Genomic DNA, 21,754 nt, shown 5'->3' with positions numbered 1-21,754 from the left:
CCCTGGATGGATTACCTGTTTACGCGCGCACAAAAAAGGCCACCGGACGGGATGTCCGGTGGCCGAAGGTCCCCGAAGACGTTACGAGGGGATCAGAAGCTGTACTGCATGCGGGCGAGGAAGATGTCCGGACTGTCGTCGCGGAAGGCGCCTTCCGAAAGGGCGTCCACGGCATCGCTGTCATCCACATCCACCATCACGTAGTTCGCCATGAAGCGCAGATTGGGATTGACGTAATAGTTCACCCCCAGAGTGAAATTCTTCTGCTCCCCTCCCAGGATCCCGGAATCTCCCAGATCCACCGAGCTGTAACGCGCGGCGATCTCCCACGCACCGGACGAGCGCTCGGGCTCGACGGTGCGGAAACCGGTCGGACGATAGCCACGCGTCTCGCCGGTCAGGACCCAGCCGGCCTGGACATGCCAGCCATCAAAGCTGACGTCCGAACCGGAGTCACGATCCACCTCGGCCCGCATGTATTCCGCGCTGGCGTGGAACGGTCCGGTGAGAAAACCGAGCTCCAGGCCCGCCTTGGTGGTGGAGCGGGCATCGATGCTGCCCGTATCGATCAGGCGATTCCCCTCGGTCGGGCGAGATTCCGGACGATCACGAAAGCGCACGCTGCCCTCGCGCGCATTGCTGGCAATGCGTTCGTGGGACAGGGAACCACCAAGGTGGACGACCTGATCGCCGCGAACCGGATTGAAAGTCACGCGGCCGGCGGCGCCCAGCGGTGCGTCGCCATCCGGATCCCCTTCGATGGAGTGCGAGTACCCCATCACGGAATAGTGATAGTTATCACCGGACTGATCGAATCCGACACCGATGCGACGGGAATCGGTGAAAACCTGAGATGAAGCCCGCTCGATGAAAGTCATGCGATTGGAACTGGTCAGTGTTTCCATGCCCTGCGGCACCTTGAACTGACCCATCTGGAGTGTACCGGCATCCGTGTCATACGAGATCTTGAGATCGTTGTAACTGATGCTGCCACCGGCGAAATCAAACTCGATCTGATAGCCCCAGCGGCCACCCAGATCACCACTGCCACCAAGACGCGCACGCCGCACCAGGAACCCGTCCTGAAAGGCTTCCTCTCCGAGGTTGTCAGTGTTGTGCATAGCGGCGTCCAGATGCAGACGACCGCGTGGATCGAACGTCAGATCAGCCGCGGCCGGGGCGCTAACTGCAACCCCCAGGCCGAGGATGAATGCGGTATTTACGGTGTACTTAATGCCTTTCACGTTCTGTCCCTCCCGTCATTGAAATTGGCAGGAACAGAAGCTACCGGGGCCGAATGGCAGCCCCGTTACGTCCGGAAGACGCTCCGTTTACATGACACGCAGAGCGCGAGAACGGTCATGCCGACTTCATCATGGCGCCACACGCCTGAAATGTCGTCGCTGCAGTATCGCCCTCCTCACACGGCAAAGACTCTTCCGGAGATCGCATGAAAAAGACCATCCTTGCACTGACTCTGACCTCAACCCTCGGAGTGTCCGCCGGCGCGGCCCATGCCGCCCCCTGTCCCGACACGCTCCGGTTCGCCGACACCGGGATCGAGGGGATGGAGGAAATGGTGCGTACTTTCGGGCCGTTCGGTGATGCCCTGGGTGAAGCGGTGGGCTCGGAAATCGAATTCTTCCCGGTCAGTGACCGGACCGCCGCGGTGAACGCGCTGCAGTTCGATCAGGTGGACATCATCCTGGCCGGCCCGTCCGAGTACGCGGTCATGCGCTCGCGTCAGGATGTGCAGCTGATGGTGGGTCTGGAACGTGCCGAGTACGGCACGGCCTTCGTAGTCCACGCCGACAGCGATATCCATTCGCTGGAAGACCTGCGTGGCAAGGACATCGCGCTGAAGGACCCCGGTTCCACCACCGGTCATATCGTACCGTCCTGGATGCTGGTGAACGCCGGTCTCGATCTTGATCGCGACGTGAACACCCATCTGCTGGATGGCGCCCGCTTCGAGGCCCTGATCAACCGCGACGTGGATGCCATGGGCTCCGGCGTGCGTGATGTTGCGCGCGTGAAGGAGCGCGACCCGAACGGTGACTACCGCGTCATTGCCGAGAGCGACACCATGCCCCGCGATGCCTTTGTTGCCCGCGGAAGCCTGGATCAGGCCTGTGTCGCCCACGTGAACGAACAGAGCATTGCCTGGGCCGGGTAGGGCTCGCCGACCGCGCCGGCCAGCGCGCCGACACGCTCTCCGGCGGGCAGCAGCAGCGGGTGGCCATCGCGCGCATGCTGATGCAGGCCCCGCGGCTGGTCCTCGCGGACGAACCCGTCGCCAGCCTCGACCCGCGGTCCGGGCGCGAGGTGATGGACCTGCTCTGGGAGATCGTGCGGGAAGAAGGCATGACCGTGGTGTGCACCCTGCACCAGCTGGACCTGGCCCGCGAGTACGGCGATCGTCTGCTCGGCATGAAGGCCGGCAAGATCCAGCTGCAGGGGCAAATCGACGATTTCGATACTTCCAGCCTTGAATCGCTCTACCAGGGCGAGGTGCGGGTGGATGCCGACCCGCGAGCCGAAGCCCCCCTCGCGGCCACTGCCTCCACCTCCTGAACAGCCAGCGGAAACCGCATCATGCATCCAGTCGATCAACGCGTGGCCGCCCTCGCGCCCGCCCGATTCACCTCACCTTCCGTATTCACCTGGGTGATCCTCGTCGGCTTCGCCGCCTTCTTCATTCAGGGCTTTCTGTCCGTCGATGTCACCTTCGCGCGTCTGATCCAGGGATTCGGCAATCTCGGGGGATTCTTCGCTCAGGCCTGGCCACCCGAGACCAGCCGGCTGGAACCGATCGCCTGGTCCATGCTGGAAACCCTGAACATGGCCATCGTGGGCGTGACGGTCGGTGTCATCCTGAGCGTGCCGATGGCCCTGCTGTGTGCCTCGAACACCGCCCCGAACCGTCTGGTTCGGACCCTCAGCCGGACCATCGTGGCCACCATGCGCACCATCCCGGAACTGGTCTGGGCGCTGATCTTCGTCGTCGCGGTCGGACTCGGCCCGCTGGCCGGGATCCTGGCCATCATCATGGACACCATCGGCTTTTGCGCGCGCTTCTTCTCCGAGCGCGTGGAGGAGGTCTCGAAGGGGCCGTCCGAGGCGCTGACCTCCACCGGCGGGGGCCGGCTCTCGGTGATCTTCGGCGCCATCCTCCCCAAGTCGATGGCCTCGATGACCGCGACCAGTCTGTACGGCGTGGAAAAGGCGATCCGCTCGGCCGTGGTGCTGGGTCTGGTCGGCGCCGGCGGGATCGGGGTAGAGCTTTCCACCGCGATGCGCATGTTCCAGTTCGACCAGGCACTGACCATCATCCTGGTGATCCTGGTCGTTGTTATCGGTTTCGAGCAGATCTCCTCGGCCATCCGCCGCCGCGTAATCTGACCACCGGAACACGCCCTTCCAGCCCCTCCGGTCGCAGGACCGGAGGGGCTTTCTTGTGTGTACCTCAGTCGCGCAGGTGCTCGTTGACGAAGCGGGTCACGCGGACCATGGCATCGCGCGCGGCCAGGTCATCGGCAAAGGTGCGGTTGTCGCCGTTGCGGAAGTCGAAGCCACGACCCACGCCCGGGTATTCGATCCACGTGACGTCGCCACCACGATCCTCGAGCCCGTCGGCGGCCATCTTTGCGGTCCGGTGGCGCTGGTACTGCTCCTCGTCCCCGATCAGGATCATCACCGGGATCTCCAGCTGATTGAATTCGCTGGCATAGCGATACACCTGGTGGGGTTCGCCCAGGTTGGGGTCCTGCACATGCGGGTAATAGCCCGCCCAGCAGGCCACGTCATCCACCTGGCGTTCATGGGTCACCGCGACCTTGAGGGTCTTGTACCCGCCCCGGGTGATCGACACCAGGCAGGCGCGGTCGCCGAGGATGTCTTCCCGCGCGAGCAGCTCGTCCAGACCGCGGTCCAGATCCCCTTCCAGTTCGTAGTCGTGGTCCAGCGGGTGGGTCTCGATGAAACGACCGGTATAGAGATCCGGCGCCAGCACCACGAATCCGCGCGCGGCCAGGCGTTTCACGTGCAGCTCGGCCAGATGGTCCAGCCCGCGCCGCCCGTGCGACCACAGGATGGCCGGATAGTCCTCGCCGTCGGCCGGGCGCGCGACCATCGCCGGAACGATCACGCCGTCACGCTCGTATTCCAGGCGTTCAACCTCGACCTCGTGGTTCTCGATGTCGGGATTCAGCTGGCCTTCCTGCCACCAGCCATCGTCCCACCACCACTGGCCGTCGCCGGTCTGCGCCTCGTTGGCTGCCAGCGGCCCTGCCATCATGCCGGCCAGAAACGCGCCCGCGATACCCCGTACCATTGCTCCCTTCATGCTCTTCCCCCGCTGGTTGCAGCTCATGGTTCACTTCGCATCGAAAGATAGACGCAACGGACCGCCTTCGCCGTCCATGACGCCCGACCCTTGCGCGCGGCCCCGGTATCCGCTAGTATCCGCGATCTTTCGTCCCGACCCGAACATCTGGAGTAGCCCCGATGTCCCGAGTATGTCAGGTGACGGGCAAGCGCCCGGCTACCGGTAACAATGTCTCGCATTCCCAGCGGAAGACGCGGCGTCGCTTCCTGCCGAACCTGCACACCCATCGTTTCTGGGTGGAAAGCGAAAAGCGGTTCGTGAAGCTGCGCCTGAGCAGCAAGGGCATGCGCATCATCGACAAGCGCGGCATCGAGGCAGTCCTGGCCGACTGCCGGGCCCGCGGCGAAAAGGTCTAAGGAGGCAGCACGATGGCAGCCAAGAATCAGGGGCGCGAAAAGATCCGGCTGGTCTCCAGCGCCGGCACGGGTCACTTCTACACCACGTCCAAGAACAAGCGGAACATGCCCGAAAAGATGGAGATCAAGAAGTTCGATCCCGTCATCCGCCAGCACGTGATGTACAAGGAAGCCAAGATCAAGTAAGCGCGGCCCGTCGCGCGCATGAAAAAGCCCGGCCATGCCGGGCTTTTTTGTGGCCGGACTTCGAGCGGGGCGGGGTCAGCTGTCGCCGCCCTGCGCCTCCACCACGTCCTCGGCCCAGCGGGTCATCAGCCTGCCCCAGCGATGGGCCGTGGCCGGATCCAGCTCGATCTTGGTGTAACGTTCACCATCGCGGATAATGACCCGCAGCAGGGGCATCCCGGAGTCGTGCAGGATCTGGCGCAGCTCCACGATCTCCCCGAACGGCGCGTTGATGGAATCCATGTCGCGTTTCCTCTTGTTGCGGCCCGTGTCCCGCAGGAAGGACCGATCCACATCGTTTGCAGACAATAAGCATGCAGCCAATTTTTGTCGGACGGCAACCCATTTTCGATGGCGAGGAACGCACCATCGGGTTCGAACTGTTGTTCCGGGCCGGGGCCAATGCCAGCGAGGCCAACGTGGTGGACGGCGATCTCGCGACCTCCGACCTGCTGCACAGCGCCTTCATCGACATCGGCATGGAGAACCTCGTCGGGGAACACCTCGCGTTCGTGAACCTGCCGCGCGGCTTCCTCGATCACGAGGTCCTGCAAAGCCTGCCGCCCGAACAGGTAGTGCTCGAGATCCTCGAGGACATCGTGGTGGACGACGAGGTCATCGCCGCCGTGCGCCGGCTGAAGGAACACGGCTTCCGCATCGCCCTCGACGATTACCAGTTCCGCGAACAGGACTCGCCCCTGATCGAGCTGGCGGACATCGTGAAACTGGACCTGCTGGCGTTCGATGGCGACAGCCTGCGCGCCGAGATCGAGCGCCTGCGACCCTTCAACGTGGAGCTGCTGGCGGAAAAGGTCGAGGACGCCGCTACCTACGCGACCTGCCGCGAGCTGGGCTTCCTGTACTACCAGGGCTTTTTCCTGTCCTACCCCAACGTGGTGGAGGGCCAGCGCCTGGAGCAGCTGGAAGTCGGCCTGCTGCAGCTGATCGAGAAACTGCAGGATCCGGAGATGTCGGCCGAGCAGCTGGCCGCACAGATCAATGCCCACCCCGATCTGGCCATCCATGTGCTGCGCCAGGCCAACAGCCCGTTGCTGCGACACCGCCGTCCGATCGAGACCCTGCGCGAGGCGATCGTGCTGCTGGGGACCGACCGCGTGCGCTCGCTGGCGATGGTTGCCGCCCTGCGCACCAGCACCCCGCAGCGCCAGGGCCTGGAACAGGTCATGATCCGGGCACGCATGGCCGCGCTGCTCGCCGCGCCTTCGGGCGTGCCGAACGAGTCCGAGCGCTACTTCACCCTCGGCCTGCTGTCGGGGCTGGACCGGGTGCTGGGCATTCCGCTGCACCGGGTACTGGGCGAGCTCAATCTGAGCCCGGCAATGGAGGATGCCCTGCTGGAGCACAGCGGGGAGCTGGGCGCCGTACCCCGGATTATCGAGACCTTCGAAGACCCGGATCGCCGGTTCCCGTTCGAGGTTTCGCCGGTGTCACCCCAGGTTGCCGGGCGACTGTACATGGAAGCGGTACGCTGGACGGAGAGCATGCTGGTGGAGATGCAGGGAGCGAGCAGCACATGACCATTGATCTGGATACACGCCTGATACCGGCGGATACCGCATCCGCAGAGCCCGCAGACCTGAGCCTGCGGCCCGCGAACGATCCGGGTATCCGCTGCGCGGGAGCGAACGGCACGACCCTGGCGATCGACCCGGGGCTGGCCTCGCTGGACCCCGCCCCGCCGGAGGAACGCTGGTTCGCCGGGCCGGCGAGCAGCGCCCCGTCCGGAGCAGGGGGCGTCTACCGGATGGTCTGCGGCGACGTCCTGTTCATTGCGCGGGAAGGCCCCGACGACGACCTGCGCGAACGCACCCGGGACGTATACCGGGACCTGGTCGCGGCCTGCCGCGAGGCGGGTTATCCGTACCTGCTGCGCATGTGGAACTTCTTTGGCCGCATCCACGAGCCGGAGCAGGGGCTGGAACGCTATCAGGCCTTCTGCACCGGGCGCGCCGAGGCCCTGGAGGCCCTGGAGATCCCGCTGGGCGGCATGCCCGCCGCCACCGCGATCGGGTCCGACCACGCCGGCCTGTTCGTGCACGCCATCGCCGCGCGCGAACCCGGAACTCCGGTGGAGAACCCGCGCCAGGTCAGCGCGTACCACTACCCCGAACGCTACAGCCCCAAAAGCCCCAGCTTCGCCCGCGCCACCCGCATCGAGACGCCGCGCGGCCCGATGCTGCTGATCTCCGGCACCGCCAGCATCACCGGGCACGAGAGCCGGCACCCGGGTGATATCGCCGCGCAGACTCGCGAGACCCTGGCCAACCTGGACACCCTGCATGCCGAGGGTGGCGCCGATCTGCCCGGGCTGCGCTGGCTGCGGGTCTATCTGCGCCACCCGGAGCATCGCGACACCGTGGAGGCGATCCTGCGCGAGCACTACGGTGAACGGACTCCGCCGGTGCAATGGGTACGCGGCGATGTCTGCCGCCAGGAGCTGCTGATCGAGATCGAGGGCGTGCATGCCTGAGCTGCCGGAGGTGGAGACCACCCGGCGCGGCCTCGAACCCCTGCTTCGCGAACGGCGCATCCTGCAACTCGAAGTTCGCGACGCGCGGCTGCGCTGGCCGGTCCCGGCGGATCTCCCGGCACGGATCGCCGGCGCCACCGTGCGCAGCCTGCGGCGGCGGGCGAAGTACCTGCTGCTGGATACCGATGCTACCGGACTGCTGCTGCATCTGGGGATGTCGGGCAGCCTGCGCCACTGCGCCCCTGATACGCCGCTGCGGCGCCACGATCACCTGAGTCTGGTCCTCGACAGCGGCAGCGAGATCCGTCTGCACGATCCGCGACGCTTCGGCTGCTGCCTGCCACTGGATCCCGCGCCGGACGGCGGCCCCGCCACCCATCCGCTGCTGGAGGGCCTGGGGCCGGAACCGCTGGACGCGGACATGGACGGCGACTACCTGTTCCGGCGCAGCCGCGGCCGCCGCGGTCCGGTCAAGGCCTTTCTGATGGATCAGGCCACGGTGGTCGGCGTTGGCAACATCTACGCCACCGAGGCACTGTTCCTCGCGGGCATCCGTCCGGGGCGCGCGGCGGGCCGCGTGACCCGCGCCGAATACCGCCGTCTGGCCGGCCACGTGAAGGCCGTGCTGGCCGCCGCCATCGAACGCGGCGGCACGACCCTGCGCGATTTCCTGCGCGAGGACGGCAGCCATGGCTACTTCCGTCAGGAACTGCAGGTCTACGGGCGCGCCGGGGAGCCCTGCCGGGTGTGTGGCACGCCGATCCGCACCCGCAGCGTGGGTCAGCGGGCCAGCGCCTACTGCCCGAGCTGCCAGCGCTGACCCGGGGCTCAGCGTTCGAAGACGCGCGCCTCGCCCTCGCCGCGCGGATCCGAGGCCGCCTCCAGCCGTCCGGCCTCGCGCTCCCACAGCACCGCCTGCATGTCGCCGAACGGGCGCACCTGAGGGGTCAGACGATGGCCACGCTGCACCAGCTTGCCGCGCAGCTCGGTGTCGAAGGCCCCGGTCTCGAATTCGACCCGGTCGGGCAGGTACTGGTGGTGCCAGCGCGGGGCCTCCACCACCTCGTCGATCGACTGACCGTCGACCACACCGAGGATGCCGTGCAGCACCATGGTGATGATGCGGCTGCCCCCCGGGGTGCCGAGGATGGCCACGCGATCGCCGGTGTCCACGAAGGTGGGGCTCATGGACGACAGCGGCCGCCGCTGCGGGGCGATGGCATTGGCCTCGAAGCCGATCAGGCCGTAGGCGTTGGGCTCGCCCGGTTTGGCGGAGAAGTCGTCCATCTCGTTGTTCAGCAGGACGCCGGTGCCCGGGACCACGTAGCCGGAGCCGAACGGGTAGTTCAGCGTCAGGGTCGCGGCCACGCGGTTGCCGTCGGCGTCCATCACCGAGAAATGCGTGGTCTGCGGGCTCTCCGCCGCGTCATCGATCCCCGGACGATTCCCCGGCTCCACCACCGGCGGCAGGCCGTCGCTGGGCGTCGCCTGATCGGGGTGGATCCCGGCGCGCAGGCCGGCCGCGTAATCGCGTGACAGCAGCCGCTGCAGCGGCATGTCGACATGATCGGGATCGCCCAGGTACTCGGCGCGATCACGGTAGGCCCGGCGCATCGCCTCCAGGATCAGGTGGATTCGGGCATCCTCCTCCATCTCATCCAGATCGTGGAAGGACAGGATGTTGAGGATCTGGCCGATGGCCACACCCCCGGAGGACGGCGGCGCGGCGGTCACGATCTCGGCGCCATTCCATTCCAGGCGGACCGGGTCGCGCTCCACGACCTCGTAGCCCGCCAGGTCCTCGGTACTCCAGATCCCCCCGGCCTCGCGCACGCCCTCCACCAGGATCTGCGCCAGCTCGCCGGTGTAAAAGCCGTCACGGCCGTCGGCGGCGAGGCGCCGCAGGGTGTCGGCCAGATCCGGCTGCACCAGCTCCGTACCGGCCTCCGGCGGCCCGCCATCGCGCAGGAAGATCCCTGCGGCATCGGCGCCGTCGCGCAGCGCCTGATGCCGAAACTCGGCCATCTGCTGATAACGCGGCCCGATGGTCACGCCTTCCTCCGCCAGGCGGATCGCCGGGGCCAGACTTTGTTCCAGCGACAGCGCACCGTACTCCGTCGCCAGATGATCCATCCCCGCCGGCATCCCCGGGATACCCGCGGCCAGCACCCCGTCCAGCGACAGCCCGTCGATGACTTCGCCGTCCTCGTCCAGGTACATGTCGCGATCGGCCGCGGCGGGCGCGGTCTCGCGCGCGTCGAGCATCAGCGTGCGGCCGCTGTCCGCTTCGTGCAGCAGAAAGAAGCCCCCGCCGCCCAGCCCGGAGCCATAGGGCTCCGCGACACCCAGCGCCGCGGTGATCGCCACCGCCGCATCGAACGCATTGCCGCCGTCGGCGAGGATCGCCTCGCCGGCCGCGGTGGCCTCGGGATGGGCGGTGGCGACGGCATGTTCGCCGGGCGTATCGGCAGACGTGTCGGCGGGCCCGGCAACAACCGGGGAGGCCAGCGGGGCCGCAAGCAGCCCGAACAGCGTGACGGTCAGGAGGTGGCGCCGCATGACAGGCCGCCCCGGCTATTTCGCCGCCATCAGGGCTTCGTATTTCGTCATCAGCTGCTCGCGGGTCTCCTTGTGATCCGGATCCAGGGGGATGCAGTCCACCGGGCAGACCTGCTGGCACTGCGGCTCGTCGTAATGCCCCACGCACTCGGTGCACAGATTGGGATCGATCTCGTAGATCTCGTCGCCCGGGTAGATGGCCTCGTTCGGGCACTCGGGTTCGCAGACGTCACAATTGATGCATTCGTCGGTGATCATCAGGGCCATGGCTTTTCCTCCTCGGGCCAGGAAGGGGTGCGAGCGGTCAGTCGGCCACCCCGGGATCCCGGGCCAGCATGCGCGCCACCCCGGGGCTCACGAATTTTGAGACATCGCCGCCCAGGCGCGCGATTTCCCGTACCAGACTGGACGAGACAAAGCTGTATTCCTCGGCGGGTGTCAGGAACAGGGTTTCGACCTCGGGCGCGAGCTGACGGTTCATGGCCGCCAGCTGGAATTCGTGCTCGAAGTCGGAAACCGCACGCAGGCCGCGCAGGATCACCGTGGCCTGCTGTTCGCGCACGAAATGGGCCAGCAGGGAGTCGAACCCGATCACCTCCACCCGCGGAACGTCCTTCAGCGCCTCGCGGGTCTGTTCCACGCGGGTCTCCAGCGGGAACGCCGGGCTCTTGCCGGGGTTCGCGGCCACCGCCACCACCACCCGGTCGAACAGGCAGGCGCCGCGACGCACGATGTCGGTGTGCCCGTGAGTAACGGGATCGAAGGTCCCGGGATAGATGGCGGTAATCGGCATGCGGCTCGCAGACAGTACGGTTCGGGGGCGCCATTACACCGCAACCCGCCGCCGGAGGGAAACTCGCGGGTCGCCGGCAGGCCGACAGGCGCGCCTCTAGCCGCTACACTGCGGCGCACACACACGCCGGGCCCACCGGGAGACACGCATGACCGACGAATACCGCCCGCCGCTGGCCGACTACTGGGACGAACTGGAATCCCGTTACGGCGGCGGCTTCAACTTCCAGCAGATCAGCCGCGAGGAACTGGATCAGCTGATCGGGCACCTGCGCCAGGCCGTGAACCAGGACCCGCAGGTGACCGAGGTGGAAAAACAGAACCTCGCCCTGGTGCTCAAGCACGCCGAGGAAAGCCGCAAGCGGCGCAAGGGCTGAGTACCCCGGGGCCCTGCCGGTTCGCGTGCGAGCACGCTCCCACAGATGGATTGATGGGGCGACGGGGCGATGCAACCGGAAAGGTGGGAGCCTGCTTGCAGGCGAACCAGGCGTGCGAGCGCGCTCCCGCAGACGGGGCGATGCAACCAGATAATGTAGGAGCCTGCTTGCAGGCGAACGAGGCAGCCTCAGCGGTCGATCAGACTGCGGATCACCTCGCCGGCGGCGGTCAGGCCGAACAGCGCCGGCAGATAGGAGATGGTGCCGTTGACCGAGCGCGGCCGCCCGCCCAGCGGCCCGTCCACCGGCCGGTGCTCGGTGCCCTTGCTCGGGTTCTCGATGGAGAACACCACCGGATAGTCCAGGCGCGCATCCAGCCGCCGCAGGCGCTTGCGCATCTGCCGCGCCAGCGGGCATACCCGGGTGCCGTCCAGCGGCCCCACGCGCACCGCGCGCGGGTCGATGCGGCCGCCGGCCCCCATGGCCGAGATGACCCGCACCCCGCGAGCCTGCGCGCCGGCCACCAGGGCGGCCCTGCAGGCGATGGAATCGATTGCGTCCAGCACGTAATCGGCATCCTCCGGGATCAGCTCCGCGACCGTGTCCGGGTTGAGGAACTCGCGCCGGACGGTCACCGCGATCGCCGGATCGATGTCGCGGATGCGTTCGGCCATCACGTCGGTCTTGGGATGCTGCACCGTGGAGCGCAGGGCCACCAGCTGGCGATTGAGATTGGACGGCGCGACCACATCGTGGTCGACCAGGGTCATGCGGCCGACCCCGGCACGGGCGACGGCCTCCGCGGCATAGCTTCCAACCCCGCCCAGCCCGGCAATGAAGACATGCCGGTCGCGCAGGCCGGCAGTGACATCCGCCCCCAGCAGGAGATCGGTGCGTTCGGTATAGGCGTCGTGTGGCAGTTCGTCAGTGCCGCTCATTGGTCCGGACCGTATCCAGCCGGAAAACCCGGCGTGCATTCCGGGTTGTGAGTATAGCGGTACTGACGGGGTCCGTGTTGCGCAAACGCGCCACGGCCGCGTTGACCCCGGCGATCATCGCCGGTTCGTTGCGCTCGCCGCGATGCCCGGCCAGCGGCTGGTCCGGCGCGTCGGTCTCCAGCACCAGGGCCTCCTCCGGCAGGTCGCGCACGATCCGCTGCAGGCGCCGCGCACGATCGAAGGTCACCGGCCCGCCGAACCCCAGCACGCAGCCCAGATCCACCGCCTGTCGCGCCTGCTGTTCGCTGCCGGAGAAGCTGTGCAGGATGGCGGTCACGCCCGGGTGCTGGCGCAGCCCCTTGAGGATCGCATCCACCGCGCGCCGGCAGTGCAGGATCACCGGCAGGTCGTGGTTATGCGCGATGGCCAGCTGCGCGGTGTAGAACCGCCACTGGGTGTCGAAGTCGAGCCCCGCCACGAAGCCGTCGAGCCCGGTCTCGCCCACCGCCACCGCCTGCGGATCGGCATCCAGGGCGGCGTCCAGGGCGTCCAGATCCGCGTCGGCGTGCTGTTCGAGAAACACCGGATGCAGGCCGCGGGCCACATACAGCCCCGGCTCGCGGCGAGCCAGGGCATCCATGTCCGCCCAGCGGTCACGGGTCACGCCGGGCAGGACCATCTGCGTGACCCCGGCGGCGCGGGCGCGATCCAGCACCGCCGGGCGGTCCGGATCGAACGGATCCAGATCGAGATGGACGTGGGTGTCGAACAGTTCCACGCCGCCGCCCCCGGACTATGGGCTGGGGTAGGTGTAGCGGGCGTGGATGTCCTCGATGGCCTGCAGGATCTCGTCGGACAGGGCCACGTTCACCGAGTCGATGTTCTCGCGCAGCTGTTCCATGGTGGTCGCACCGATCAGGTTGCTGGTCACGAACGGCTGCCGGTTGACGAAGGCCAGCGCCAGCTGGGTCGGCGTCAGGCCATGGCTCTCGGCCAGCCGGGCGTATTCCTCGGTGGACGCCAGCGCCTGCGGGTTGCTGTAGCGCTGGAAGCGCTCGTACAGCGTGAGGCGCGCCCCCTCGGGCTTGCGCCCCTCGCGGTACTTGCCGGAGAGCATGCCGAAGGCCAGCGGGGAGTAGGCCAGCAGGCCCGCATCCTCGCGGATCGCCATCTCGGCGAGACCGGCCTCGAAGCTGCGGTTCAGCAGGCTGTAGGGGTTCTGGATGGAAACGATGCGCTCGGCCAGCCCGCGCTCGTGCTGGCGCAGCCATTCCATGAAACCCCAGGGCGTCTCGTTGGAGATGCCGATGTAGCGCACCCGCCCGCTGGCGACCACGTCCTTCAGCGCGGCGGCGGTCTCCTCGATCGGCGTGGCCCGGTCGTCCGGATCGTGGACGTAGCCCAGCTTGCCGAAGAAGTTGGTCGAGCGCGCCGGCCAGTGCACCTGATAGAGGTCGATGCAGTCGGTCTGCAGGCGTTCCAGGCTGGCATCGACGGCCTGTTCGACGTGCTCGCGGGTCAGCTGCGTGCCGCCGCGCAGATAGTCCATGCCCGGCCCGGCGACCTTGGAGGCCAGCACCACGCGGTCGCGGCAGCCGCGCGAGCGCAGCCAGTTGCCGATGTAGCGCTCGGTCAGCCCCTGGGTCTCGGCCCGCGGCGGCACCGGGTACATCTCCGCGGCATCGATCAGGTTGATGCCGCGCTCCAGCGCATAGTCCAGCTGCTCGAAGGCCTCGGCCTCGGTGTTCTGCTCGCCCCAGGTCATGGTGCCCAGGCCGATCAGGCTCACGTCGATGCCGGTGCGTCCCAGCTTGCGATACTCCATGCCTCTCCCCTGCCCCGGCGGGGCGTTGTCAGGTGAACAGCGTCAGCACGCCGGTATAGGCGTACAGACGGTTGGAAAAGATCTCGCCGTTGGCGAAGAAGCCGACCAGCGGCACGTCCCCCAGGGCCCGCTGCACGGTGCCCAGCTCCACGTCCGGGTGCACGAACTGGTGCCGCCCGCGCCCGAGACAGGACACGTAGACCGCCCCGCGGATCCCTTCCGGGCACTGCTCGCGGATCTGCTGCAGCATGCGCTCCAGGTCCTCGTGCGCCGACTGGCCGTCGCGGCGCACGAACAGCACCCGCGAGCCCTGCTCCAGGGTCTCGCCCACCGCCAGCAGCTCCTGGTCCATGTCCACGCCGATGATGTTGCGCACGCGATAGTCCCCGGTATCCGATCCGGGAATGGGGAACCCGATCTGGATATACCCCAGGGCGCGCTGCAGATCGCGCGAAAGCACGTCGCCGATGATCCGCCGGAACGCCGGCAGCGCCGGCTCGCCGTTCAGGCGCACCACGATGTTGCGCCAGGTCTCGGTCAGTTCGTGCTGCCCGGGCAGCGGCGTGCAGCCCTGGGTGTGGCGGGCCACCAGCGGCACGTCGTCGCGCAGCACGAGGCCGGTGATGCCCGAGCTCATCACGCCATCGGCGATCTGGACCGCGTCGTCCGCGCCGGAGTTGATCCCGCCGGTCGCGAACCATGCGGTCTCTTCGCCGATACGGGTCAGGATCCCCTCGACGTCTTCCAGGCGCGGATCGGCGTTGAGAATCAGTCGCGCCGGCGTGGCCGGATCGACAAAGCCCTCAAGGGCCCGGGTCAGTTCATCGAAGGAGCGCACCGGATGCCGGATCAGGCGCACGGAGTCCGCCGGCAACTCCCCGACCATCAGGGTGACGGCGGGATCGTCGTAATACTCGTGCTCGCGGCCCATGACCGCGATCCCCATGCCGCCGACGAAGTGATCGATGGGGGCCTTCTTGCGCAGCTCGCGCAGCAGCAGCCGGGCGTTACGCGCGATCTCATCGGAGACGTAGATGAAGCCCACGCGCACCTGCCCGTCGGCCGCCGGGGCCAGCTCGCCCAGCTGATCGGCCAGCTCGGCGGCCAGCGCCCGTGGCTCCTCGCCGGTGGCGCTGGCACACAGGAAAGATTGGCTCGCGTTCATAGTCCGAGATGCTCCAGCATGCTGAGGGCCTCGTTGTCCTCGACCGGGATACCGACCTCCGCCCGCATGTGTTCGTTCCCGACAAACTCCAGACGGGCGTGATGCCGCGTGTCCAGCTCTTCCTGGAACCAGGCGATCTCCGAGGGGTGCACCACGTGCTCGCCGCGCACCAGATGCCGCGCCAGCACCGCGTCCTCGCGGATGTCGAGGAACAGCGGCTGCGGCAGCTCCAGCGGCAGAACATGGGTTTGCACCAGCCATTCCACCGGGGTCGCGCCCCGACCGGCCGGCAGACGACGGCTGTCGATGCGGAAATGTCCGCCTCCTCCGGGCTGCTTGAGCAGCTCCTCCAGCCAGTCGCCGGAAAATCCCCGGTGCACGATCAGCGAACGCCCGGTGTAGCGGGCGCGGAAACGCTCCATCTGGCGCGCCGGACGCGGGCCGAACAATCCGAACACGGCAACTCCGTAATCTCGGGAACAGGCAGGCAATCCTATCCGAAAGCGGCGGCGCGTTGAAAAAGAGCGCCCCGGCGCCGTGCGATCCGCAGCAACAAAAAGGGCCGCGACCCGAAGGTCGCGGCCCCTGCAACGGGCCCGCAGCCCGCGCCATGCACTCGCGATCAGCCGCGACGCGCCAGCATGTCGTGGATGATCGGGGCAAGGATGACTTCCATGGCCAGAGCCATCTTGCCGCCGGGCACCACGATGGTGTTGCGCCGGGACATGAACGAGTCCGGGATCATGTTCAGCAGGTAGGGGAAGTCCACGCCGAACTTCTTGGGATCGCTGAAGCGGATCACCACCATGCTCTCGTCCGGGGTGGGGATGTCGCGGGCGATGAACGGGTTGGAGGTGTCCACCGTCGGAACGCGCTGGAAGTTGATGTCGGTACGCGAGAACTGCGGGGTGATGTAGTTCACGTAATCCGGCATGCGCCGCAGGATCGTGTCCACGGTCGCCTCGGCAGAGTAACCGCGCTCGAGGTTGTCACGGAAGATCTTCTGGATCCACTCGAGGTTCACGATCGGCACCACGCCGATACCCAGATCGACATGCTGCGAGGCATCGATGTTGCCGTCCGCCACCAGCCCGTGCAGGCCTTCGTAGAACATCAGGTCGGAACCCGGCTCGATCTCTTCCCACGGGGTGAACTCGCCCGGACCGAGGTTGGTGCCGAGACGCTGGTTGTGTTGCTCGGCTTCCTCGTCGGAATGCAGGTAGTAGCGCTTCTCGCCCTGGCCGGTCTCGCCGTAGGTCTTGAACAGATCCTCGATGCGGTCGAACAGGTTGGCCTCGGGGCCGAAGTGCGAGAAATGGTTGTTGCCCTCGTCGGCAGCCTTCTGCATGGCTTCCTTCATCGCCTTGCGGTCATAGCGATGGAAGCTGTCACCCTCGATCACCACGGGGTTGATCTGCTCGCGGCGGAATATCGACTCGAACGAGCGCTTCACGGTGGAGGTGCCGGCACCCGAAGAACCGGTGACGGCGATCACGGGATGTTTCTGGGACATGAGAGTCTCTCCTTACGCAATCAAGCGTTACAAACGTCAGCAAATCGGGGTCAGAAGACCAGATTGATCATGAACATGGCGACCACGCCGAACAGGATCGTCATGATGCTGCCGGCCTTCATGTAGTCCTTCACCCGGTAGCCGCCGGGGCCCATGATCAGGGCGTTCACCTGGTGGGTCGGGATCAGGAACGAGTTGGAGGTGGCGATGGCCACGGTGATCGCGAACACGCGCGGGTCGGCATCCATGCCCGCAGCCTGGGCCGCGGTCGCGAAACTGATCGCCAGAGGCACCAGCAGCACGGTCGCGCCCACGTTGGACATGACCAGGGTAAAGAACGTGGCCAGCGCGAAGATCGTGGCCTGCAGCACCCAGGGTGGCACGGTGCCCAGCATGTCCAGGGTGTTCTGCGCGATCCAGGCCGCGGTGCCGGTATTCTCCACCGCCATGCCCAGAGGGATCAGCGAGGCCAGCAGGAACACGGTCTTCCAGCTGATGGAATTGTAGGCGTCGTCCAGGCTCAGCACGCCGGTCAGGATCATGCCCATGGCCCCGGTCAGCAGCGCGATCGACAGCTGCAGGTCGGTGAACAGGATCAGCGAAACCGCCACCGCGAGGAAGCCCAGCGCGTGCGGGACCTTGCTCGGGCGCAGCTCCTCGCGCGGGTAGTCCGAGGTGATCACGACGAAGTCGCGGTCCTTCTCCAGACGCGCCAGCGAGGTCCAGGTGGTGTGCACCACCAGGATGTCACCCGGCTCCAGCGGGATGTCACGCAGGCCCTCGCGGTAAACCTCGCCGCCGCGCTGCATGCGCATCACCGACAGCCCGTAGGTCTGACGCATGGCGACCTCGGTCACCGTCTTGCCGGCCAGGTTGGACCCCGGCGAGATCGCGACCTCGGCGATCCCGGACTGGGAAGAGTCCAGGGCGCTGGCGAACACGTCCAGGTCGCTGGACGGCGGGTGCTTCAGGTGCCGGCTCAGCTCCTCCATGCGCCGCGGGCTGGCCAGCACCGCCAGGCGCGAATTGGGCTGGATCTCGTAGCCGGTCCAGGGGGCCATGCGCAGCTCGTCGCGAGCATGCGAGCCGACGATCGCCACGCCGGTCTCGCGTTCGACATCGGCGACCGTCCGGCCCACCAGCGGATCGCTCTCGGCGATGCGCACTTCGTGGATCCCGTAGGACAGGCCGTAGACCCGCTGGAAATAGTCCCGTGTGCCTTCGGTCGCGGTCGGCTGCGCGCCCACCGACGGCAGGACGTAGCGCCCCAGCAGCACGAAATAGACGATCACCGTGGCCAGCAGCGCCAGGCCGATGGGCGTGACATCGAACAGCTCGAAACGCTCCATGTCATCCGGCAGCAAATCGTTCAGCAGGATCAACGGACTGGAACCGACCAGGGTGATGGTTCCACCCACGATCGCGGCGAAGCCCATTGGCATCAGCAGGCGCGACAGCGGGATACCCAGACGGCTGGAGATGCGGCTCATCACCGGCATGAACAGCGCCGCCGCACCAATGTTCTGCATGAAACTGGAGATGACGCCGACCGTGCCCGACACCGTGGGGATGATGCGTTTCTCCCCGGTGCCACCCACGCGCATGATGAAACTGGCGACCTTGTGCATCACGCCGGTCTTGTCGAGCCCGGCGCCGATGATCATCACCGCGATGATCGAGATCACCGCATTGGAGGCAAACCCGCTGAACAGCTCGTCCTGCGCCACCAGCTCGCCGAGCTCGGGCAGCAGCGGCACCACGCCGAACACCAGCGGGATCAGCCCGATCAGGACCATCACCAGGATCGCGGCCAGATCGACCCGCACGATCTCGGAGACGAACAGGAAGATGGTGAAGGCGAGCAGGCCCAGCACCACGATCATTTCGGTGGTCAGCGTCAGATTTTCCATGAACCGCCAGTCCTGAAGGAGCGAGGCCGGCGGAATCAGTCCGCCGGCACGGGAAGCACGGGCGCGTCGTCCGGTCACGACACCGCGCGGAGCACCGGGCCACGCAGGCCGGGCGGAGCTCCGCAGACAACACCCATTGAAAGCGCGCGATTATTCCATCCCGGCGGGCCGGACGCAAAAACGGGCCCGTGCCGAAGGCGTGCGCAGGCCGTGTCCCCTCCGGTATGCTGGGGAAATCGATCGAGAAGGAGAAACCGCCATGGCCGAAGCGGCGTCCACCGGCAACCAGCCCCAGTTTCGCACCATCGTCGTCGCCACCGACGGCTCGGAATACAGCACCGCCGCGGAGAACGTGGCCCTGGAGCTGGCCGGCCGCTGCGGGGCACGTCTGCGGATCGTGCGCATCATCCCGACCGACACCCAGCACGACGCCCTCTCGCCGCGGCGCAGCCACGACGCCAGCGTCGCGGCCCAGGGTGACCTGGATACGCTGGAGAAACGCGCCCGCGAGGCAGGCCTGGAAGTCTCCGCCATCCTGCGCCACGGGGTCGACCGGCATCAGGAGATCGTCAGCGTGGCGGAAGAGCACGAAGCCGACCTGATCGTGATTGGCCGGCGCACCCGCGGCGAGATGGCCCGCCTCATGGTGGGCGACGCCACCGCCAAGGTGATCGGACTCGCGCCGTGTAACGTGATGGTCGTCCCGCGCGACACCGAAGCCCCGCGCCAGGGCCTGCTGGTAGGGACCGACGGTTCCGAACTGGGCGACAAGGCCGCGCGTGCGGCCGTGGAGCTCGCGCAGCACTGCAGCCTGCCGCTGACCGTGGCCTCGGTCGCCGTGCCCGGACAGAGCGAGGCCCGGCGCCAGGAGGGCGTGGACGCGATCCAGCGGCTGCAGGGCGAGGCCCGCGAAGCGGGCGTGGAAACCGATGCGCTGTTCGAGGAAGGCCGCCCGGAGGTCACCCTGATCGAGATCGCGGAGCGCCAGCATCGCGACCTGATCGTGCTGGGCAGCCACGGCCGCACCGGGCTCAAGCGGCTGCTGATGGGCTCGGTCTCCGAACGCGTCGTCGGTCAGGCGCGCTGCCCGGTCCTGGTGGTCAAGAAGAAGGGCTGAGCCGCGGCTTCACTCCGCCGGGGCGGGGGCCTCGGTGCGCCGGTAGACCAGATCCGCCACTGCATGCCCGCGCTGCAGCCCGCGGCGCTCGAATTTGGTCTCGGGGCGCCAGGCCGGGCGTTCCGGGCGCGGCACCGGGCCGTCCGGCGCGAACCACTCGGTCGCCCCGGCCATCACCTCCTGCATGTGTTCGGCGTAGTCCGCCCAGTCGGTGGCCAGATGCAGCCAGCCGCCCGGCCGGATCCAGCCCGCCAGCGCGCGCACGAACCCCGGCTGGATCAGGCGGCGCTTGTGATGGCGCTTCTTGTGCCAGGGGTCGGGGAAATACACCTGCACGGTGTCCAGGCTGCCCGGCGCGAAATGCGCCTCCAGCAGCTCCACCGCGTCACGGTCGGAGACCCGCAGGTTGGTCAACCCCCGGCGCTCGATCTCGCCGAGCAGGTGCCCGACCCCGGGGCGATGCACCTCGGTGCCGATGAAATCCCGCTCCGGCGCCGCCGCGGCCTGTTCGGCCAGGCTGTCGCCGTCGCCGAAACCGATTTCCAGGGTCACCGGCGCCTCGCGGCCGAAGACCGCCGCCAGATCCAGCACCCCGGCGTCGGGCGCCGGATCCAGGCCGAAGCGCGGCCAGAGCTCATCCAGCGCGCGCTGCTGGCCGGTGGTCAGACGCCCCTCGCGGCGCACGAACGAGCGAACCCGGCGATGGTGCGCCGGGCGCCCCCCGTCCCCGTCAGCGGGCCGGTTGTCGTGCGATTCGTGCGGGACCGTCATGAGCCGGCGAAGAACAGCCCGGTCTCGGGCGAGGAGGCCGAGGCATAGCGCCGTGCCGGCATGCGTCCGGCGCGCCAGGCCTCGCGGCCCGCCACGATCGCGTGACGCATCGCACGGGCCATGCGCACCGGATCGTCGGCCGCGGCGATGGCGGTGTTCATCAGCACTCCGTCGCAGCCCAGCTCCATCGCGATGGCCGCATCCGACGCCGTACCCACACCCGCGTCGACCAGCACCGGCACCGACGCGTTCTCCACGATCTCGCGGATGTTGTAGCGGTTCTGGATCCCCAGACCCGAGCCGATGGGCGCGGCCAGCGGCATGATCGCCTGGCAACCGATGTCCTCAAGGCGCTTCGCCAGCAGCGGATCATCGGTGGTGTACACCATCACCTCGAAGCCGTCGTTCACCAGGGTCTCGGCGGCCTTCACCGTCTCGAACACGTCCGGGTACAGGGTCTTCTCGTCGCCCAGCACCTCCAGCTTGACCAGGTTGTGCCCGTCGAGCAGCTCGCGCGCCAGCCGGCAGGTGCGCACCGCATCCTCGGCGGAGTAGCAGCCGGCGGTATTCGGCAGCAGGGTGTAGCGATCCGGCGGGACCACGTCCAGCAGGTTCGGCTCGTCGGGATTCTGGCCGATGTTGGTGCGGCGAATGGCCACGGTCACGATCTCGGCACCGCTGGCCTCGATCGCCTCGCGAGTCTGCTCCAGATCGCGGTACTTGCCCGTACCCACCAGCAGGCGGGACTCGAAACGGCGCTCGCCGACGTGAAACGGATCGTCGGCGGATCCGGCGGCCATCTGGCTCATGCATGCTCCTCGGTTAACGGTTGCGGGTGCGGATGCGGATACAACTGCGGGCAAGAATATCAGCCACCGCCGATGGCCTGAACGACCTCGACACGATCACCCTCCTGCAACCGCCGCTCGGCGTGCTCGCTGCGGGGCACCAGGGTCTCGTTCACCTCCACGGCCAGTCGCCGACCGCCAAAGCCGCGCTGCCGGATCAGGTCCGCCACCGTCGGCGGCTCCTGATCCGCAGGGATTTCGCAGGTTTCTCCGTTCAACTTGATCTGCATGGGTCATACCGTTGGTGATTCGGGCATTGAGCCGGGGCGCGTACGCGCATACAATTCGTGGCCAGGCGGGTGTAGTTCAATGGTAGAACATCAGCTTCCCAAGCTGAGAACGTGGGTTCGATTCCCATCACCCGCTCCATCCCTTGCTCGTTCCCGGCTTCGTTCTGTCGGCGGCATTCTATCAGCTTGCCGCGCCGAGTCGGCGTATGCCTTCTTCCCAAAACAGAACTGGACTCTGTCCAATTCGCTG

26 protein-coding genes and 1 tRNA gene are annotated in these 21,754 nt (G+C 67.3%); 11 read left to right on the top strand and 16 right to left on the bottom strand.

Annotation, left to right across the window (positions count from 1 at the left end):
• Positions 1-92: 92 nt before the first annotated feature.
• Entirely contained in the window at positions 93-1,244 is a 1,152-nt protein-coding gene (locus F790_RS0100360; RefSeq protein WP_026279421.1) for an OprO/OprP family phosphate-selective porin, read from the bottom strand.
• A gap of 206 nt (positions 1,245-1,450) precedes the next feature.
• Between F790_RS0100360 and phnD the strand changes: the two genes are divergently transcribed.
• Genes phnD through phnE form a run of 3 tightly spaced genes read left to right on the top strand, consistent with a single transcriptional unit; the run spans position 1,451 to position 3,402 of the window.
• Positions 1,451-2,176 carry a phosphate/phosphite/phosphonate ABC transporter substrate-binding protein gene (gene phnD / locus F790_RS13670; protein ID WP_019590548.1) on the top strand — a complete coding sequence of 242 codons (726 nt, stop codon included), beginning with the start codon at positions 1,451-1,453 and terminating at the stop codon, positions 2,174-2,176.
• Positions 2,131-2,574, top strand: a complete 444-nt coding sequence (locus tag F790_RS13665) for an ATP-binding cassette domain-containing protein (RefSeq protein WP_369773024.1) — start codon at positions 2,131-2,133, stop codon at positions 2,572-2,574. Before phnD ends, F790_RS13665 begins: the two co-directional genes overlap by 46 nt.
• A gap of 21 nt (positions 2,575-2,595) precedes the next feature.
• Positions 2,596-3,402, top strand: coding sequence for a phosphonate ABC transporter, permease protein PhnE (gene phnE, locus F790_RS0100345; protein WP_019590546.1), 807 nt, complete (start codon positions 2,596-2,598; stop codon positions 3,400-3,402).
• A 64-nt stretch (positions 3,403-3,466) separates the two neighbouring features.
• Here the strand turns inward: phnE and F790_RS0100340 are convergent, their stop codons facing one another.
• The gene (locus F790_RS0100340; RefSeq protein ID WP_019021561.1) at positions 3,467-4,333 is read right to left on the bottom strand and encodes a dienelactone hydrolase family protein; all 867 of its coding nucleotides are present in this window, start codon (positions 4,331-4,333) and stop codon (positions 3,467-3,469) included.
• A gap of 173 nt (positions 4,334-4,506) precedes the next feature.
• Here F790_RS0100340 and rpmB point away from each other — a divergent pair, with 173 nt between their 5' ends.
• The gene (gene rpmB, locus F790_RS0100335; RefSeq protein ID WP_024329587.1) at positions 4,507-4,743 is read left to right on the top strand and encodes a 50S ribosomal protein L28; all 237 of its coding nucleotides are present in this window, start codon (positions 4,507-4,509) and stop codon (positions 4,741-4,743) included.
• 12 nt (positions 4,744-4,755) lie between these two features.
• On the top strand, positions 4,756-4,929 hold the full coding sequence (gene rpmG, locus F790_RS0100330) for a 50S ribosomal protein L33 (RefSeq protein WP_018869042.1): 174 nt from the start codon (positions 4,756-4,758) through the stop codon (positions 4,927-4,929).
• 75 nt (positions 4,930-5,004) lie between these two features.
• Here the strand turns inward: rpmG and F790_RS0100325 are convergent, their stop codons facing one another.
• On the bottom strand, positions 5,005-5,211 hold the full coding sequence (locus F790_RS0100325; protein WP_019021560.1) for a hypothetical protein: 207 nt from the start codon (positions 5,209-5,211) through the stop codon (positions 5,005-5,007).
• A 71-nt stretch (positions 5,212-5,282) separates the two neighbouring features.
• On the opposite strand from F790_RS0100325, the gene F790_RS0100320 reads away from it, so the two are divergent.
• Genes F790_RS0100320 through mutM form a run of 3 tightly spaced genes read left to right on the top strand, consistent with a single transcriptional unit; the run spans position 5,283 to position 8,279 of the window.
• The gene (locus tag F790_RS0100320; RefSeq protein ID WP_019590545.1) at positions 5,283-6,506 is read left to right on the top strand and encodes an EAL and HDOD domain-containing protein; all 1,224 of its coding nucleotides are present in this window, start codon (positions 5,283-5,285) and stop codon (positions 6,504-6,506) included.
• Positions 6,503-7,459 (top strand): hypothetical protein, encoded by a 957-nt coding sequence (locus tag F790_RS0100315; RefSeq protein ID WP_019590544.1) that lies wholly within the window; start codon positions 6,503-6,505, stop codon positions 7,457-7,459. The genes F790_RS0100320 and F790_RS0100315 overlap by 4 nt, the downstream gene beginning before the upstream one ends.
• Positions 7,452-8,279 carry a bifunctional DNA-formamidopyrimidine glycosylase/DNA-(apurinic or apyrimidinic site) lyase gene (mutM, locus tag F790_RS0100310; protein WP_019590543.1) on the top strand — a complete coding sequence of 276 codons (828 nt, stop codon included), beginning with the start codon at positions 7,452-7,454 and terminating at the stop codon, positions 8,277-8,279. The genes F790_RS0100315 and mutM overlap by 8 nt, the downstream gene beginning before the upstream one ends.
• 8 nt (positions 8,280-8,287) lie before the next feature.
• On the opposite strand, the gene ggt is transcribed toward mutM, so the two are convergent.
• Genes ggt through coaD form a run of 3 tightly spaced genes read right to left on the bottom strand, consistent with a single transcriptional unit; the run spans position 8,288 to position 10,811 of the window.
• A complete protein-coding gene (gene ggt, locus F790_RS0100305) occupies positions 8,288-10,018 on the bottom strand; it encodes a gamma-glutamyltransferase (protein ID WP_019590542.1) in 1,731 nt (576 codons plus the stop codon).
• Between the two features lie 15 nt (positions 10,019-10,033).
• The gene (locus tag F790_RS0100300; RefSeq protein WP_018869036.1) at positions 10,034-10,285 is read right to left on the bottom strand and encodes a YfhL family 4Fe-4S dicluster ferredoxin; all 252 of its coding nucleotides are present in this window, start codon (positions 10,283-10,285) and stop codon (positions 10,034-10,036) included.
• A 37-nt stretch (positions 10,286-10,322) separates the two neighbouring features.
• Positions 10,323-10,811 carry a pantetheine-phosphate adenylyltransferase gene (gene coaD / locus F790_RS0100295; protein ID WP_018869035.1) on the bottom strand — a complete coding sequence of 163 codons (489 nt, stop codon included), beginning with the start codon at positions 10,809-10,811 and terminating at the stop codon, positions 10,323-10,325.
• Between the two features lie 148 nt (positions 10,812-10,959).
• Here coaD and F790_RS0100290 point away from each other — a divergent pair, with 148 nt between their 5' ends.
• Positions 10,960-11,187, top strand: coding sequence for a hypothetical protein (locus tag F790_RS0100290; RefSeq protein WP_018869034.1), 228 nt, complete (start codon positions 10,960-10,962; stop codon positions 11,185-11,187).
• A gap of 188 nt (positions 11,188-11,375) precedes the next feature.
• On the opposite strand, the gene F790_RS0100285 is transcribed toward F790_RS0100290, so the two are convergent.
• From F790_RS0100285 to F790_RS0100255, 7 genes are all read right to left on the bottom strand, one after another.
• Positions 11,376-12,125, bottom strand: coding sequence for a ThiF family adenylyltransferase (locus tag F790_RS0100285; RefSeq protein WP_019590541.1), 750 nt, complete (start codon positions 12,123-12,125; stop codon positions 11,376-11,378).
• On the bottom strand, positions 12,112-12,903 hold the full coding sequence (locus F790_RS0100280; protein WP_018869032.1) for a TatD family hydrolase: 792 nt from the start codon (positions 12,901-12,903) through the stop codon (positions 12,112-12,114). Before F790_RS0100280 ends, F790_RS0100285 begins: the two co-directional genes overlap by 14 nt.
• Positions 12,904-12,918: 15 nt before the next feature.
• Positions 12,919-13,950, bottom strand: a complete 1,032-nt coding sequence (locus F790_RS0100275; RefSeq protein ID WP_019590540.1) for an NADP(H)-dependent aldo-keto reductase — start codon at positions 13,948-13,950, stop codon at positions 12,919-12,921.
• Between the two features lie 28 nt (positions 13,951-13,978).
• On the bottom strand, positions 13,979-15,115 hold the full coding sequence (locus F790_RS0100270; protein ID WP_019590539.1) for an FIST C-terminal domain-containing protein: 1,137 nt from the start codon (positions 15,113-15,115) through the stop codon (positions 13,979-13,981).
• Positions 15,112-15,573, bottom strand: coding sequence for a hypothetical protein (locus F790_RS0100265; protein ID WP_019021552.1), 462 nt, complete (start codon positions 15,571-15,573; stop codon positions 15,112-15,114). The genes F790_RS0100270 and F790_RS0100265 overlap by 4 nt, the downstream gene beginning before the upstream one ends.
• 164 nt (positions 15,574-15,737) lie before the next feature.
• On the bottom strand, positions 15,738-16,628 hold the full coding sequence (locus tag F790_RS0100260; RefSeq protein WP_019590538.1) for a phosphoribulokinase: 891 nt from the start codon (positions 16,626-16,628) through the stop codon (positions 15,738-15,740).
• A 50-nt stretch (positions 16,629-16,678) separates the two neighbouring features.
• Positions 16,679-18,538 (bottom strand): SLC13 family permease, encoded by a 1,860-nt coding sequence (locus F790_RS0100255; protein WP_019590537.1) that lies wholly within the window; start codon positions 18,536-18,538, stop codon positions 16,679-16,681.
• Positions 18,539-18,797: 259 nt separating this feature from the next.
• On the opposite strand from F790_RS0100255, the gene F790_RS0100250 reads away from it, so the two are divergent.
• Positions 18,798-19,655 carry a universal stress protein gene (locus F790_RS0100250; RefSeq protein ID WP_018869026.1) on the top strand — a complete coding sequence of 286 codons (858 nt, stop codon included), beginning with the start codon at positions 18,798-18,800 and terminating at the stop codon, positions 19,653-19,655.
• Positions 19,656-19,664: 9 nt separating this feature from the next.
• Here F790_RS0100250 and trmB read toward each other — a convergent pair whose 3' ends face one another.
• From trmB to thiS, 3 genes are read right to left on the bottom strand one after another with little or no spacing between them, the layout of a single operon-like run.
• Complete coding sequence (gene trmB, locus F790_RS0100245) at positions 19,665-20,426, bottom strand: tRNA (guanosine(46)-N7)-methyltransferase TrmB (protein ID WP_019590536.1); 762 nt, start codon at positions 20,424-20,426, stop codon at positions 19,665-19,667.
• Positions 20,423-21,235 carry a thiazole synthase gene (locus tag F790_RS0100240; protein WP_019590535.1) on the bottom strand — a complete coding sequence of 271 codons (813 nt, stop codon included), beginning with the start codon at positions 21,233-21,235 and terminating at the stop codon, positions 20,423-20,425. Before F790_RS0100240 ends, trmB begins: the two co-directional genes overlap by 4 nt.
• Before the next feature lie 59 nt (positions 21,236-21,294).
• On the bottom strand, positions 21,295-21,504 hold the full coding sequence (gene thiS, locus F790_RS0100235) for a sulfur carrier protein ThiS (protein ID WP_019590534.1): 210 nt from the start codon (positions 21,502-21,504) through the stop codon (positions 21,295-21,297).
• A gap of 65 nt (positions 21,505-21,569) precedes the next feature.
• Here thiS and F790_RS0100230 point away from each other — a divergent pair.
• Positions 21,570-21,643, top strand: a tRNA-Gly gene (locus tag F790_RS0100230).
• Positions 21,644-21,754: the final 111 nt, after the last annotated feature.

The sequence above is a fragment of the Thioalkalivibrio sp. ALE20 genome (assembly GCF_000381405.1).
In the GTDB taxonomy this organism is placed as follows: domain Bacteria; phylum Pseudomonadota; class Gammaproteobacteria; order Ectothiorhodospirales; family Ectothiorhodospiraceae; genus Thioalkalivibrio.
This window is presented reverse-complemented; position numbering and strand designations above follow the sequence as displayed.

Excerpts from the sequence above, each read along its gene's own strand:
- F790_RS0100260 (WP_019590538.1), bottom strand. The coding sequence starts at position 16,628 with ATGTCCCAGAAACATCCCGTGATCGCCGTCACCGGTTCTTCGGGTGCC.
- F790_RS0100300 (WP_018869036.1), bottom strand. The coding sequence starts at position 10,285 with ATGGCCCTGATGATCACCGACGAATGCATCAATTGTGACGTCTGCGAA.
- rpmB (WP_024329587.1), top strand. The coding sequence starts at position 4,507 with ATGTCCCGAGTATGTCAGGTGACGGGCAAGCGCCCGGCTACCGGTAAC.
- ggt (WP_019590542.1), bottom strand. The coding sequence starts at position 10,018 with ATGCGGCGCCACCTCCTGACCGTCACGCTGTTCGGGCTGCTTGCGGCC.
- rpmG (WP_018869042.1), top strand. The coding sequence starts at position 4,756 with ATGGCAGCCAAGAATCAGGGGCGCGAAAAGATCCGGCTGGTCTCCAGC.
- F790_RS0100255 (WP_019590537.1), bottom strand. The coding sequence starts at position 18,538 with ATGGAAAATCTGACGCTGACCACCGAAATGATCGTGGTGCTGGGCCTG.
- F790_RS0100320 (WP_019590545.1), top strand. The coding sequence starts at position 5,283 with ATGCAGCCAATTTTTGTCGGACGGCAACCCATTTTCGATGGCGAGGAA.
- F790_RS0100290 (WP_018869034.1), top strand. The coding sequence starts at position 10,960 with ATGACCGACGAATACCGCCCGCCGCTGGCCGACTACTGGGACGAACTG.
- coaD (WP_018869035.1), bottom strand. The coding sequence starts at position 10,811 with ATGCCGATTACCGCCATCTATCCCGGGACCTTCGATCCCGTTACTCAC.
- thiS (WP_019590534.1), bottom strand. The coding sequence starts at position 21,504 with ATGCAGATCAAGTTGAACGGAGAAACCTGCGAAATCCCTGCGGATCAG.
- F790_RS0100240 (WP_019590535.1), bottom strand. The coding sequence starts at position 21,235 with ATGAGCCAGATGGCCGCCGGATCCGCCGACGATCCGTTTCACGTCGGC.
- F790_RS0100275 (WP_019590540.1), bottom strand. The coding sequence starts at position 13,950 with ATGGAGTATCGCAAGCTGGGACGCACCGGCATCGACGTGAGCCTGATC.
- F790_RS0100270 (WP_019590539.1), bottom strand. The coding sequence starts at position 15,115 with ATGAACGCGAGCCAATCTTTCCTGTGTGCCAGCGCCACCGGCGAGGAG.
- F790_RS0100315 (WP_019590544.1), top strand. The coding sequence starts at position 6,503 with ATGACCATTGATCTGGATACACGCCTGATACCGGCGGATACCGCATCC.
- F790_RS0100285 (WP_019590541.1), bottom strand. The coding sequence starts at position 12,125 with ATGAGCGGCACTGACGAACTGCCACACGACGCCTATACCGAACGCACC.
- F790_RS0100325 (WP_019021560.1), bottom strand. The coding sequence starts at position 5,211 with ATGGATTCCATCAACGCGCCGTTCGGGGAGATCGTGGAGCTGCGCCAG.
- F790_RS0100340 (WP_019021561.1), bottom strand. The coding sequence starts at position 4,333 with ATGGTACGGGGTATCGCGGGCGCGTTTCTGGCCGGCATGATGGCAGGG.
- phnD (WP_019590548.1), top strand. The coding sequence starts at position 1,451 with ATGAAAAAGACCATCCTTGCACTGACTCTGACCTCAACCCTCGGAGTG.
- trmB (WP_019590536.1), bottom strand. The coding sequence starts at position 20,426 with ATGACGGTCCCGCACGAATCGCACGACAACCGGCCCGCTGACGGGGAC.
- mutM (WP_019590543.1), top strand. The coding sequence starts at position 7,452 with ATGCCTGAGCTGCCGGAGGTGGAGACCACCCGGCGCGGCCTCGAACCC.
- phnE (WP_019590546.1), top strand. The coding sequence starts at position 2,596 with ATGCATCCAGTCGATCAACGCGTGGCCGCCCTCGCGCCCGCCCGATTC.
- F790_RS0100250 (WP_018869026.1), top strand. The coding sequence starts at position 18,798 with ATGGCCGAAGCGGCGTCCACCGGCAACCAGCCCCAGTTTCGCACCATC.